The 12,526-nt window shown below is 73.0% G+C and carries 12 protein-coding genes; 5 read left to right on the top strand and 7 right to left on the bottom strand.

The window, feature by feature from the left end:
- The first annotated feature begins 376 nt into the window (after positions 1 to 376).
- The 4 genes from DMH08_RS12190 to DMH08_RS12205 all read left to right on the top strand — a co-directional run bounded on the left by DMH08_RS12190 (position 377) and on the right by DMH08_RS12205 (position 3,652).
- Positions 377 to 1,663, top strand: coding sequence for a CinA family nicotinamide mononucleotide deamidase-related protein (locus DMH08_RS12190; RefSeq protein WP_125613792.1), 1,287 nt, complete (start codon positions 377 to 379; stop codon positions 1,661 to 1,663).
- Positions 1,664 to 1,774: 111 nt separating this feature from the next.
- Positions 1,775 to 2,128 carry a helix-turn-helix domain-containing protein gene (locus DMH08_RS12195; RefSeq protein ID WP_026405516.1) on the top strand — a complete coding sequence of 118 codons (354 nt, stop codon included), beginning with the start codon at positions 1,775 to 1,777 and terminating at the stop codon, positions 2,126 to 2,128.
- 398 nt (positions 2,129 to 2,526) lie between these two features.
- Entirely contained in the window at positions 2,527 to 2,994 is a 468-nt protein-coding gene (locus DMH08_RS12200) for a Dps family protein (protein WP_125613795.1), read from the top strand.
- 160 nt (positions 2,995 to 3,154) lie between these two features.
- Complete coding sequence (locus DMH08_RS12205; RefSeq protein WP_125613798.1) at positions 3,155 to 3,652, top strand: hypothetical protein; 498 nt, start codon at positions 3,155 to 3,157, stop codon at positions 3,650 to 3,652.
- Here DMH08_RS12205 and DMH08_RS12210 read toward each other — a convergent pair.
- The 7 genes from DMH08_RS12210 to DMH08_RS12240 form a co-directional block, all read right to left on the bottom strand.
- The gene (locus DMH08_RS12210; RefSeq protein ID WP_026405519.1) at positions 3,639 to 4,526 is read right to left on the bottom strand and encodes a LysR family transcriptional regulator; all 888 of its coding nucleotides are present in this window, start codon (positions 4,524 to 4,526) and stop codon (positions 3,639 to 3,641) included. The two genes, DMH08_RS12205 and DMH08_RS12210, sit on opposite strands and share 14 nt — an antisense overlap.
- A gap of 160 nt (positions 4,527 to 4,686) precedes the next feature.
- Complete coding sequence (locus tag DMH08_RS12215) at positions 4,687 to 5,478, bottom strand: DNA-formamidopyrimidine glycosylase family protein (protein WP_125613800.1); 792 nt, start codon at positions 5,476 to 5,478, stop codon at positions 4,687 to 4,689.
- Positions 5,479 to 5,493: 15 nt separating this feature from the next.
- Positions 5,494 to 5,958, bottom strand: a complete 465-nt coding sequence (locus tag DMH08_RS12220; RefSeq protein ID WP_026405521.1) for an RrF2 family transcriptional regulator — start codon at positions 5,956 to 5,958, stop codon at positions 5,494 to 5,496.
- 169 nt (positions 5,959 to 6,127) lie between these two features.
- The gene (locus DMH08_RS12225; RefSeq protein WP_233617548.1) at positions 6,128 to 7,609 is read right to left on the bottom strand and encodes a glycoside hydrolase family 3 protein; all 1,482 of its coding nucleotides are present in this window, start codon (positions 7,607 to 7,609) and stop codon (positions 6,128 to 6,130) included.
- Positions 7,606 to 8,523: a carbohydrate ABC transporter permease gene (locus DMH08_RS12230; protein WP_064743769.1), complete on the bottom strand. Its 918-nt coding sequence runs from the start codon at positions 8,521 to 8,523 to the stop codon at positions 7,606 to 7,608. Before DMH08_RS12230 ends, DMH08_RS12225 begins: the two co-directional genes overlap by 4 nt.
- Complete coding sequence (locus DMH08_RS12235) at positions 8,520 to 9,491, bottom strand: carbohydrate ABC transporter permease (RefSeq protein ID WP_026405524.1); 972 nt, start codon at positions 9,489 to 9,491, stop codon at positions 8,520 to 8,522. The genes DMH08_RS12230 and DMH08_RS12235 overlap by 4 nt, the downstream gene beginning before the upstream one ends.
- A gap of 137 nt (positions 9,492 to 9,628) precedes the next feature.
- The gene (locus DMH08_RS12240) at positions 9,629 to 10,876 is read right to left on the bottom strand and encodes an extracellular solute-binding protein (RefSeq protein ID WP_125613805.1); all 1,248 of its coding nucleotides are present in this window, start codon (positions 10,874 to 10,876) and stop codon (positions 9,629 to 9,631) included.
- A gap of 255 nt (positions 10,877 to 11,131) precedes the next feature.
- On the opposite strand from DMH08_RS12240, the gene DMH08_RS12245 reads away from it, so the two are divergent.
- Positions 11,132 to 12,352, top strand: coding sequence for an ROK family transcriptional regulator (locus tag DMH08_RS12245; protein ID WP_026405526.1), 1,221 nt, complete (start codon positions 11,132 to 11,134; stop codon positions 12,350 to 12,352).
- The last annotated feature ends 174 nt before the right edge of the window (positions 12,353 to 12,526 follow it).

Genomic DNA, 12,526 nt, shown 5'->3' on the forward strand with positions numbered 1-12,526 from the left:
TATCCCTGCGATTCGGGGTGCTACGCGAATCGTACGGGTGAGTTTTGACTCACAATATGACGCTCACTTCTGCCTAATGTGGGACGTGGACGGCCTTGTGCGCGTGCCGATATGCGGTCGGGGTGCGCTCCAAGTCACACGCGACGTGCACGTATGACCAACAGGTGAACGCAATGTGCACCCGGCGGTTTTGCCGGGCGAGGAATAAGTGATCCGACCCGCGGTCGGTTTTCACGCCCAACGGGTACTTTGTCCGGATTGGGCCGTCAGGGGCGCGAGGGCGCGCCCCGCGGCCGCCGGATCCGCGCGGCGGCCCGCCGGCTCCCGGACGTCGGTGGGCGGCGGTAGATTCGGGACCCGATCGGGAGGGGACGGGATGCGCGTCGAGCTGCTCACCGTCGGGGACGAACTGCTCCTCGGCGACACCGTCAACGGCAACGCCGCGTGGCTGGGCCGGCGGCTCGCCGACCACGGCGCGGAGGTCACCCGCAGCGTAGTCGTCGGCGACGAGGAGGACGTCATCGTCGAGGCGGTGACGGCCGCGCTCGGTCGCGCCGACGCGGTGGTCACCACCGGCGGGCTCGGGCCCACCAGCGACGACCTCACCCGGGACGCGCTGGCCGCGGCGGCGGGCGTCCCGCTCGTCCGGGACCGGGAGGCGGAGAAGCGCCTGCGGGAGCGGGCCGCGGCGGCCGGGCACGAGATCCGCGAGTCGGCGCTGCGGATGGCGGACGTGCCGGAGGGCGCGGGCGTGCTGCGGAACTCGGCCGGGTCGGCGCCGGGGCTGCGGGTCGAGCTGCCCGGCGGCGTCGTGTACGCGCTGCCCGGCGTCCCGTTCGAGATGCGCACGATCATGGACGAGGTGGTGCTGCCCGAGCTGGCCGGCCCGCCCGAGGTCGCCCGCCGCACTCTGCGCACCGCCGGCCTGTGGGAGTCGGTGCTGGCGGAGCGGCTCGCCGAGGTCGAGGCCATGGATGGCGTCCGGCTGGCGTACCTGCCCCAGCCGGCGGAGGTGCGGGTCCGCGTCTCCGTCGCCGGGACGGACGTCTGGGACCGCCTCGTCGGCGTCGAGAAGCGGATCCGCGAGCTGCTCGGCTCCGCCGTCTACGGCGTGGAGGACGAGTCGCTCGACCGCGTCGTGCACCGGCTGCTCACGCAGCGGTCCGCGACGGTCGCGGCGGCCGAGTCGCTGACCGGCGGGCTGATCGGCGCGGAGCTGACCGCGATGCCCGGATCGTCCACGACGTTCGCGGGCGGGGTCGTCGCGTACGCCACCGAGCTCAAGCGCGACCTGCTGGACGTCCCCGCCGACCTGCTCGCCGAGCACGGCGCCGTCCACCCGGACGTCGCGGCGGCGATGGCGGCGGGCGTCCGGGACCGGCTCGGCGCCACGTACGGGGTCGCGGTCACCGGCGTGGCCGGTCCGGAGGCGCAGGACGGCCGTCCCGTCGGAACGGTCTATATCGGCGTGGCCGGTCCGGGAGATTTGCGCATCGTGACCCGACCGAAACTCCCCGTGCCCGGCCCGGGGGCCGAGACCCGCGACGTCATCCGCAGGATGACCGTCGTTCACGCACTTGACCAGCTCAGACGTGCTCTGCTGGGGCTCGGCGCGGACGCCGGCGCCGAGTTCGCCCAGGAAGATCGGGAAGAGTCGGGCTGATTACAGCGTTACGTTGCGAGCGAACACGAAATCAACGGTCTGCCATGGTCACCGTCAAGCCAGGTACGGTGGAACTGGCAGATGGTCCGAACTGAGGGAGGGAGCGAGACGATGGTCCTGCTTCGCCAGCTGCTCGGTGACGTACTGCGGCAGCTGCGGCTGCGCCAGGGACGCACCCTCCGTGAGGTGTCCGCGGCGGCGCGGGTTTCCCTCGGCTATCTCTCCGAGGTGGAACGAGGGCAGAAGGAGGCGTCCTCGGAGCTGCTCTCCTCGATCTGCAAAGCGCTCGGGGTACCGCTGTCGCACGTGCTGAGGGACGTCGCGGATCAGCTCGCCCTCGCCGAGCTGCAGCACGAGCCCGTCATGGCGGGTGCGCCCCAGCACGAGCGCATCCCCGCGGAGAGCATTCCGGAGACCCCGGAGGAGATCACCGGCGAACTGCGTGCGGACATGGTCGCCGCCTGAACGGCGACCGGAACCCGGCGCGGGGGAGTGGAGGCCGACGCTCAGGCGGCCCCGCTCTTTGTCGGGGTGGGGGGAGGGTCCCCCCGTGGTGATGTGATGTGCCTGAGCGGTGGCCGCGATGTGGCGCGGGGGAGTGGAGGTCTGCGTCAAGGCGGCCCCGCTCTTGTCGGGGAGCGTGGGGTTCGCTCCCTCATGTGATGGGTCCGAGGAGCGCGTTCGCGCCGGGTGACGGGGGACGGCCCCGTCGGGACGGCGCCTTGAGAACCGGGGGCGCACGCCGTCGCCGGCACGCCGGTGACCTGGCGACGGGTGTGCGCGGTCTCACGGTTGGACCCGGCATAGCAGGGGATTCTTCCCGGTTGTAACGGACAACCGTAACGACGCGGAAGGAGCCCACAATGGCGGCCATCAAGAGCCCGCTCACCGATTCGGCCCAGAAGGTCGCGGGGAACGCATTGCAGGGCGCCCTCGTCGACCTCATCGACCTCGCGCTGGTCGCCAAGCAGGCGCACTGGAACCTGACGGGCCGCAACTTCAAGGTCGTGCACGAGCACCTGGACGAGGTCGTCGACTTCGCCCGGCAGAGCCAGGACGACGTGGCCGAGCGCGCCGTGGCGATCGGGGTGAACCCCGACGGCCGCGCCCGCACCGTCGCCGACCGCAGTGAGCTGCCGCAGCTCGAAGCCGGGTACCTCGCCGACGACAAGGTCGTCAGCGCGGTCACCGACGTGCTCGCCCAGCTCATCGGCCGCTTCCGGGAGCGCGTCGCGGAGACCGACGAGCCGGACCCGGTCACCCAGGACCTGCTCATCGGCATCACTCACGAGCTCGAGAAGCAGCACTGGATGTTCCAGGCGCAGACCTGATCCCCGGCCCCGCCCGTCGGCGCGCCGCCGCGATCCGGGCGCGCGGGCGGCTCCATGAGCACCGAGGCCCCGGTCCGCACGGACCGGGGCCTCGGTGTCTCCCGGGGCGCCCGGTCCGCCGATCGCCTTGTGCTCGGGCGTTTCGTGGTCATCATGGGACATGGGTGTTCGAGCGGCGGGGACGATCGTGGGTTCCCTCATGGCCGGTGCGGCGGTGTTCGTGACGGGCGCGGGGTGCGGCTCCGAGACGTTCTGCACGATGGAGATGGTGCCGCAGGGGATCCGGGTGGAGGTGCGGCCCGCCGACGCGGCGCGGATCGAGTCGGCGTCGCTGGAGGTGTGCTGGGACGGGGTCTGCAGGACGCCGCGGATCGTTTTCGGGCCGTCCACGACGAGCGTCCCGCAGGGCTGCGACGGCGACGGGCCCGACGCGGCGTGCGGTGCTTCGGCGTCGCCGGACGGTGGGAAGACCGGGTTCGCCAAGGTCGAGGGGCTGCCGGACGAGCCGGTCGAGGTCCGGATCGCGCTGCGGGACGGCGGCGGCGCCGCGGTCCTCGAGAAGCGGCTGCGGGTGACGCCGGACGGCGGCGACGCCGACTGTCCCAAGGGCCCCCAGGCGCGGCTGGTCGTCGCGGGCGGCGACGTCACCGCGGGCTGAGCCGCTCCAGGACGGTGTCGGCGAACTCGACGGCGAGGGGGCTCAGCGCGTCCCAGTCGCGGGCGGCCCAGCCGGCGGTGAGCGGCGGCAGGTCCGGGACCGGGACGAGCCGGACGTCGCCGGAGCCGCCGCCCCAGCCGGGGAGCGCGGGCAGGATCGCGTGGCCGAGGCCGAGTTCGGCGAGCAGCAGCGCGGTGTCCCAGTCGGCGACGCTGGTCGTGGACGCCAGCCGCAGCCCGTGCCGCTCCAGGTGCATCTCCAGGTGGACGCGGGACGTGGAGTGCGCGGGCAGCTCGATGTGCCGGATGTCCGCGAGGTCGGGGAGCGCGACGGACGTCCGCGACGCGAGCGGGTCGTCGGCGCGGACGGCCAGCACCCACGGCAGCTCGCAGGACGCGCGCTGCTCGACGCCGTCGAGCGGCGGGCCGATCGTCACCCACGCGAGGTCGGCGGTGTGCGAGCGGACGGCCTCGAGGCAGCGGCGGCTCGACCCGGCGGTCTCGAACTGCAGGGCGACCTCGGGGTGGCGGGCGCGGAACGCCGCGACCCCGCCCGCCATGAAGTGCCGGACGGTCGTGGCGCCGGTCGCGACCCGCACGGTGCCGCCGACGCCGCGGCGCAGGTCGTCCAGGAGGCGCAGGGCCGCGTCGAGCCCGGCGAGGCCGTCGGCGGCGGCCCGCCGCAGGACGCGTCCGGCGCGGGTGGGCACGACGCCGCGCGGCCGCCGCTCCAGCAGCACCAGGCCCGTCTCCCGCTCCAGCCGCCGGACGTGCTGGCTCACCGCGGACTGGCTGCACGCCAGGTCGCGGGCGACGGCGCTGAGGTTGCCCGCCTCGCAGACGGCGACGAAGACGCGGAGGTCGTCCAGGGTCATGCACCCAAGTTAGAGCTGGGGAGCTTGCAAGGAAACCCGAGAATTGACTTGGGTATGGGCCGGTTCGATGATGGATCCGCGGGCGCAGGATCCGGTGACCCGCGTCAGGCGGCGACCCGCCCGGCCTCCCGGGCGTGCCGGGCGGGCGCCGACCGCCGGCTCAGGACGCCGCGGGCTGGCAGCGCGGGCACCAGAAGGCGGTGCGCTCGCCGGCGTCGGACGCCTGCCCGGCGCGGCGGATCTCGGTGCCGCAGCGGCGGCAGGGGCGCCCCGCCCGTCCGTAGACCCAGTGCTCGCGGCCGCGCCGCCGGTCGCCGGTCGTGATGTGGCCGTGGCGGTCCTTGTTGGCGTCCAGCAGCCGGTGGGCGAGCTCCACCAGCCCGACCAGGTCGGGCACGTCCCGGACGGGCGTCCAGGGGTTCGCGCCGCGCAGGAACAGGACCTCGGCCTTGTAGACGTTGCCGATGCCGGCCACCAGCGTCTGGTCGAGGACCGCCTCGCCGACGGCGCGGTCGGGACGGGCGGCGAGCCGCGCGGCGGCCTCGGCCGCGAGTCCGGGACCCCACGCGGGGTCGAGCAGGTCCGGGCCGAGATGCCCGACGGCGCGGTCCTCGTCGGCGGTGCGCAGCAGCTCGACGAGGCCGAGCGAGGTGCCGACCGCCTGCCACTCGGCGTTGCCGAGCACGAGCCGCACCCGGTGGTCGCGCGGGACGGGCCCCGCGCGCCGCACCTGCCAGCGTCCCTCCATCAGCAGGTGCGTGTGGACGGTCACGCCGCCCTCCACCCGGACGAGCAGGTGCTTGCCGCGCGAGACGACCTCGAGGACCGTCCGGCCGCGCAGGTCGGCGGTGGCGAACCGGGGGACGCGGAAGTCCGAACGCGTCAGCGGCCGCCCGGCGAGCGCCTCGTGCAGCCGCCGGGCCGCGAGCCGGACGACGTCCCCCTCCGGCACGTCACCCTCCCGGTGCTAGATGAGGGATCCGCTCTCCCAGGCCGACGGGTCCTCGGTGAGGACGCGGACGGAGTCGGGGAGCTTGCCCTCGGCGATGTGCGCGAGCGTGACCCGTTCCAGGATGGCGCGCTCGCTCGCGCGCAGCGCGATCCACACCTCCTGCAGGGACCGCGCGGGGCCCTCGTAGCCGACGTGCTCGGGACGTTCGCCGCGCACGCCCAGCAGCGGCCCGTCGATCGCCCGGATGATGTCGGCGAGCGCGATCCGCTCGGCGGGCCGGGCCAGCCAGTAGCCCCCCTCGGGGCCGCGCTGGCTGCGGACGAGGCCGGAGCGGCGGAGCTGGCCGAGGATGTTCTCGAGGAACTTGGGCGGGATCTGCTGGGCCTCGGCGAGCTGCACCGCGGTCACGGGATGGCTCCCGGCCACGGCCAGCTCCGCGGCGGCACGCAGCGCGTAGTCGACCCGAGCGGACAATCGCATGCTTGCATTATCCCCCGTCACCGGACTGGTCGGGCGCCCGCCGGAGGGCCGCGGGGCGGGCCGGTGCGGAAACGCGGCGCGGCGCGTCCGCCGGAACCGGGCCTTTGTCCGGCGGACGCGCCGCGGGTGGAGCCCCTCGGGAGCCGCGCCCGGCGCCCGAGGGGGCGGGTCAGGCCGTCCCGCCGGGGGCGGGGACGAGCCCGAGCAGTTCGGCGGCCGCCTGCGCGTTGGCGGCGGCGGCGCCGTAGGTCGCCAGGTAGACGGCCGAGCCCGGACGCCAGACCGGCAGGCCCATCTCGACGACGACGGTGTCGGGCCGCGCGGTGAGCAGCGCGGCCGTCAGCGACCGCTGCTCCGCGTGCCGGTGCGCGTCCCGCAGGACGACGACGAGGCCGCGTCCCTTGGCACGGTCCAGCACCCGGTCCGCGTCCCCGTCCCCGCTGGTGGCCCGGACGGCGTCGGGCGCCCACGGGTGCAGGCCCCACGGCGTCGGGCCGACCGCGATGTTGCCGGACGCCTCGACCTCGACGACCAGCGGCGGCGTCCCGCTCCAGCCTGGGAGCGCTCCCGAGACCCGCACGGCGCGGCGCGCGCCCTCCAGGCCGGCGTCCCGGTCGGGCGCCGCGGGGACCTCGCCGGACAGCCGCCGGCGGAGGGCGTCGGTGCGGTCCGCGGCGTCCTGCAGCCGGTGCGGCGACAGCCGCCCGTCCCGGACCGCCGCCTCCACGGCCGCGAGCGTCGCGCGCACCGTGTCGGCGTGCTCGTTCGGCCCGAGGCATAGCAGGTCGGCACCCGCGATGAGGGCCCGCACGGACGCCTCGGGGATGCCGATCGCGCCGCTCGCGCCCCGCATGTCGAGCGCGTCGGTGACGATCACGCCGTCGTAGCCGAGCCGCTCGCGCAGCAGGCCGGTGATCGCGGCGGGGGACAGGGTGGCGGGCAGCCCCTCGGTGATGTCCGGCACGTTGAGGTGCCCGGTCATCACCGCGCGGGCGCCGGCGTCGATCGCCGCCCGGAACGGGACGAGCTCGCGGCGGTCCAGCAGCGCGAGGTCGGCGTCCACCAGCGGGATCGTCAGGTGCGAGTCGACGACGGTCGCGCCGTGCCCGGGGAAGTGCTTGGCGCACGCGGCGACGCCCGCCTCCTGCAGCCCGGCGACGGCCGCGGCGGCGTGCCGCGCGACCAGCGCGGCGTCCGCCCCGAACGAGCGGGTGCCGATCACCGGGTTGTCGTCGGCGGTGTTGACGTCCACGGACGGCGCGAAGTCGAGGTTGACGCCCACCTCGGCCAGCTCGGCGCCCATCGACCGGTAGATCCGGCGGGTCAGCTCCGGGTCGTCGACGGCGCCGAGCGCGGCGTTGCCCGGGTACGGGCTGCCGGTCGCGTGCCCGCCGAGGCGGGTGACGTCCCCGCCCTCCTCGTCGATGCTGATCAGGGGGGCGCCGGCGGCGCGCATCCGCGCGGTGAGCGCGGCCAGCGACTCGGGGCTCGGCACGTTGCCGGTCAGGGCGAACAGGGTGACCCCGCCGAGCCCCCGCTCCAGCTCGTCCAGCAGCCAGCCCGGCGCGGTGGGCCCGGGGAAGGACGGGGAGAGCGCCGCGCGCGCGAGCCGGGTGATCTCCCCGGTGGTGGCGATGTCGTCGGTCGTCACCCCTTCACCGCCCCGGCGGTCAGCCCGGTCACCATGCGGCGCTGGACGATGAGGAAGAAGATGATGACGGGAATCGTGAGCAGCGTCGACGCCGCCATGATGGGCCCCCATGAGTTGCCGCTGCGGCCGAAGAAGAACTGCAGCATGATCGGCAGGGTGTACTTGTCCTGGTCGTCCAGGAAAGTGAAAGCGAAGATGAACTCGTTCCACGCGGTGATGAACGAGAAGATGCTGGTCGCGACCAGTCCGGGCGCGACGAGCGGGAGCATGACCGTGAAGAACGTCCGGACCGGTCCGGCGCCGTCGATGGCCGCGGCCTCCTCCAGCTCGCGCGGCACCGCGGCGACGAAGCCCCGCAGCATCCAGATCGCGAACGGCACCGCGAACCCGATGTAGACGACGAGCAGGCCCCACATGCTGTTCAGCATGTTGAGCTGCTTGAGGTCCAGGAACAGCGGGATGACCAGGGCCTCCAGCGGGACCATCTGGACGATCAGCAGCATCACCAGGAAGGTCGTGCGGAACCGGAAGCGGAACCGCGCGACGGCGGTGGCCGCCAGCAGCGCCAGCAGCCCGGAGACCAGGACGGTGCCGAGCGCGAGGAGCGCGCTGTTGGAGAAGTACTTCCAGAACGAGACCTCGGCGACCGAGCCGTTGACGATGACGTCGAAGTGCTCCAGCGTCGGATCGGTCGGCAGCGGCTTCGGCGTCGAGCTGAAGATGTCCTCGTTCGGCTTGAACGCGGTGGACGCCATCCAGAACACGGGGAAGACCGCCAGGACGAACACCGCCACGCCGACGGTGTTCCAGGTGATCTTCGACAGCAGCTTCTTGCGGCCGGGCCGGCGGGCGCGCGCGGAAGCCCCCGCGGTGCCGCGCTCGCGGAGGGACGGCGCGTTGAGCGGCGCGGTCATCGTGTCTCCCCCTGACGCACCATGACCCGCACGTACAGGGCCGTGACGATGAGCAGGATCAGCGTGAGCACCAGCGCGATCGCCGAGCCGTCGCCGAGTTTCGGATTCATCGAGCCGAACGCCTCCGAGTACGCGTACAGCGAGAGGTTGAAGGCGTCCCGGTTGGCCATCCCGGCCATGATGAACAGCTGGGTGAACACCTTGAAGTCCCAGATGATCGACATGACCAGCACGACCAGGAAGATCGGCTTGAGCATCGGGTAGGTGATGCTCCAGAACGTCCGCCACGGGCCGGAGCCGTCGACGCGGGCGGCCTCGTACAGCTCGCGCGGGACGCTCTTGAGCCCGGCGAGCACGGACACGGCCACGAACGGGCACGCCTGCCACACCACGCAGATGGTGAGGACGGTGTAGGTGGGCAGCGGCTTGGAGAACCAGTTGTAGCCGAGCCAGTCGCCCCCGACGAGGAAGTCCGGGAGCAGGTCCAGGGTCCAGTTGACCAGGCCGCCGGTCGTCCCGAACAGCCAGGTGAAGATGATCGCCGCGGTGACCGGCGGGGTCGCCCAGGCGACCATGACGCCGCCCGCGACGAGGTTCGACATCTTCTTGCCGAGCTTGTTGAGCAGGAGCCCCACCAGGGTCCCGACCACCATGGTCAGCGTCACGGCCACGACGGCGAACAGCACCGTGTGCCGGAGGGTCGTCCAGAAGAACGGGTCCCCGAGGATGTCCTTGAAGTTCTGGAGCCCGACCGATTCGGCCGGCTCGCCGCGCAACTGGCGGTTGCCGACCTTCTGGAACGACATGATCCCGATCTGGATCATCGGCCAGAACATCAGCAGAGCGATCACGACCACGGTGGGCGCGATCAGCAGGTACGGCCCGAAGCGGGGCCGGCGGCGCGGGCGCCCGCGGCCGGCGGATCTGCGGCCGGGCGGCGTGCGCACCGCGGGGGCGGTGTCGAGCATGGGCGGTTCCGTTCAGGAGGGACGGGCGGCCGTGTGTCGTCCGGAGGGAGCCTCGCGGGCGCGCCGGGACGGGCGCGCCCCGAGCGCGGCCCCCCGCCGCCGCGGCGCCGGGCGCGCGGCGGCGGGGAGCCCCGGTGTCACGGGTTGAGCAGCGTGTTGGCCTGCTCGTTGGCCTTCTTCATCTCGGCCGCGGCGTCGCCGCCCTGCATGATCGCCTTCAGCGTGTTCGGCAGCACCTTCTTGGCCTGCTCGAATTCGGCCCAGCCGGCGGTCATCGGCGGGAACTTGGTGTTCGTGGCGATGTCGGTGAAGACGGCGAGCTTCGGGTCGGAGAACGACACGTCCGAGCGCATGGACGAGAAGCCGCTGTAGTCGGCCCACGCCTTGGCGTTCTTCGCGTTGTTCAGGACCTTGATGTAGTCGAACGAGACCTTCTTGTTCGCGGTGTCGCGCCAGACGGCGACGTCCGAGCCGCCCGCCATGACCGGGGCGTTGCCGCCGCTCTTGGCCGGGATCGGGAAGACGGCCCACTTGTCGGCGTTGTCGGGCGCGATCTCCTTGAGCTGCTTCAGCGCCCAGCTGCCGTCGAAGTACATGCCCAGCTTGCCGAGCGCGAAGTCGCGCTGCGGGCCCTCCAGCTCGTTCTTGCCGACGTACTTACCGGAGTCGTCCAGGCTCGCGTAGAACTCGGCGGCCTCGACCGCCTGCGGCTGGTCGAGCTTGCCGGTCCACTTCTCGCCCTCCTGGGCCGCGACCTCGCCGCCGTTGCCCCAGACGAAGCTGATGATCGCGTTGGTGTGGTCGCTCGCGACGCCGATGCCGGGGACGTCCTTCTCCTCCTCGACCTTCTTGGCGGCGGCGGACAGCTCGGCCCAGTTCTTGGGCACGGCGATGTCGAGCTCCTCGAACCAGTCCTGGCGGTACCAGACGCCCCGGACGCCGCCGTACCACGGCACCGCGTAGGTCTTGCCGTCCGCCTGGTCGTTCCCGAGCGCGGTCTTGTTGAGGGTCTTGGCGTCGGCCCAGTCGCCGAACAGGTCGCTGATGTCCGCGAGGTTGCCCTGCTCGATGTGGGACTGGACGTCGGTGTTGCCGAGCTCGGTGACGTCCGGGCCCTCGCCGCTCGCGGCGGCCTTCTGGAACTGGGTGGCGACCTGCGGCCACGGGACGTACTTGATCTTGACGTCGGTGTCGGGATGGGTCTTCTTGAACTCGGTCTCGACGCCGTCCAGGAACTTCGTCTGCTCGGGCGTGCCCTCGCCCATCATCCAGACCTCGAGCTCGGCGGGGACCTCGTCGCTCCCGCCGTCGCCGTCGCCGCCGCCGCAGGCCGATGCGGCCAGGGCGATCACGGCCGCCGCGGCCGCCATCTTGATGTACTTCACTGGGGGGATCCTTTCCGGCATCGCCTCGCGCGGCCTTGTGGCCTGCGGTGTGAGCCGGGCACCCGGACCCTTTAAGGTCCGGTCATGCCCCGCTCGCAGTCGCATGGTTCGCGGGCGCCCTGCTCGCCGCTCGGCGCTCTGCGCGCGTCCACCGGTCCCGGGTAGGGGCCGGTCGGCGCTTGCGCGTAAACTAACAAGAAACTTTCCTAAACAAAACCGCCCGTTAGCGGATTGAGACATCGAGGGGTGCCAAGCATGGCCAGACGCCCGGGAACGCCGCGGCTGCTGCGTGAGCTGAACGACCGCGCGGCGCTGGACCTGCTCGTGGAGCAGGGGCCGCTGACCCGCGCGCAGATCGGCGAGCACACCGGGCTGTCGAAGGTCACCGCCTCCCAACTGCTGTCCAGGCTCGAGGAGCGGGGGCTGGTGGCGGTGGTCGGGGAGCAGGCCGGGGGGCGCGGCCCGAACGCCGCCCTGTATGCCGTGGTGCCGTCGAGCGCCTACGTCGCGGGCCTCGAAGTGGGGCCGTCCAGCGTCACCGCGGGCGTCGCCGACATCACCGGCCGGATGGTCGCCCAGGTTACCGTCGACCCGAACGGAGCGGACGATCCGGTCAAAACCGTACATAGTGCCGTAGTGAAGGCGTGCCGGTCGGCGAAGGTGGCTCTCGGACGGCTGAGCGCGTTCGTCATCGGCACCCCCGGCGTCGTCGACCCCCGCTCCGGCGACGTCCAGTTCTCCTTCGACCTGCCGTCGTGGCACGAGGGCGTCCTCGCGGGGCTGCGCACCGACCTGCGCCGCCCGGTGACGATCGAGAACGACGTCAACCTCGCCGCGCTGGCCGAGCGCGCGTACGGCGCCGCGCGCGACGCGGACGACTTCGCGCTCATGTGGTTCGACCGCGGCATGGGCCTGTCGGTGATGCTGGGCGGGCGGCTGCACCGCGGCCGCTCCGGCGGCGCGGGCGAGATCGGCTACCTGCCCGTCCCGGGCGTGCCGCTCCCGCTCGGCGCGGCGCGCCGCCTGGAGGGCGAGGGCGTCACCGAGTCGACCACCTGGGGCAAGGCGGCCCTCGCCGGCGGCTACGGGTCGCTCGTCGGGGCGGACGCGGTGCGGGCGCTCGCCCACGAGCACGGGATCACCGAGCCGACCGCCCTGGAGTGCGTGCGCGCCGCCGTCGCCGACGAGGAGCGCGGCGGGCGGTTCCTGGACGAGCTGGCCGTCCGCATCTCCTACGGCGTCACGTCGGTGAACATCGTGCTCGACCCCGGTCTGGTCGTGCTGTCCGGGTACCTCGGGCAGGCGGGCGGCGCGCCGCTGGCCGCCCGCATCGAGCGGGCGGTGGGCCGGCTGAGCCCGACCCGCCCCACGGTCGCGGTGACCGAGGTGGAGGGCAACCCGGTGCTGCGCGGCGCGGTGCACGCGGCCCTGGAGCAGGCGCGCGACGACGTGTTCTCCGCCGAGACCGAAGACTGAGCGCGTGCCGCGCCGGCCCCGGAGACGCCGACGCCCCCGCCGACCGTCGTGGGTTCTAGTGATCCCCGCAACACCCTGATCTTCAGGGAGTTGCGGGGATCATGGATTTTGAGGACCTGAAGGCAAGGTTCTTCGAGGCGCTGGACCGGGAGAACGGCAGTATCTCGGGGGCTG

It is taken from the genome of Actinomadura sp. WAC 06369, from assembly GCF_003947565.1.
In the GTDB taxonomy this organism is placed as follows: domain Bacteria; phylum Actinomycetota; class Actinomycetes; order Streptosporangiales; family Streptosporangiaceae; genus Spirillospora; species Spirillospora rifamycini.

Bases quoted from the DNA above. Each gene is read 5' to 3' on its own strand.
- DMH08_RS12190 (WP_125613792.1), top strand. From the start codon at position 377: ATGCGCGTCGAGCTGCTCACCGTCGGGGACGAACTGCTCCTCGGCGAC.
- DMH08_RS12220 (WP_026405521.1), bottom strand. From the start codon at position 5,958: ATGCGATTGTCCGCTCGGGTCGACTACGCGCTGCGTGCCGCCGCGGAG.
- DMH08_RS12245 (WP_026405526.1), top strand. From the start codon at position 11,132: ATGGCCAGACGCCCGGGAACGCCGCGGCTGCTGCGTGAGCTGAACGAC.
- DMH08_RS12210 (WP_026405519.1), bottom strand. From the start codon at position 4,526: ATGACCCTGGACGACCTCCGCGTCTTCGTCGCCGTCTGCGAGGCGGGC.
- DMH08_RS12235 (WP_026405524.1), bottom strand. From the start codon at position 9,491: ATGCTCGACACCGCCCCCGCGGTGCGCACGCCGCCCGGCCGCAGATCC.
- DMH08_RS12195 (WP_026405516.1), top strand. From the start codon at position 1,775: ATGGTCCTGCTTCGCCAGCTGCTCGGTGACGTACTGCGGCAGCTGCGG.
- DMH08_RS12205 (WP_125613798.1), top strand. From the start codon at position 3,155: ATGGGTGTTCGAGCGGCGGGGACGATCGTGGGTTCCCTCATGGCCGGT.
- DMH08_RS12200 (WP_125613795.1), top strand. From the start codon at position 2,527: ATGGCGGCCATCAAGAGCCCGCTCACCGATTCGGCCCAGAAGGTCGCG.
- DMH08_RS12230 (WP_064743769.1), bottom strand. From the start codon at position 8,523: ATGACCGCGCCGCTCAACGCGCCGTCCCTCCGCGAGCGCGGCACCGCG.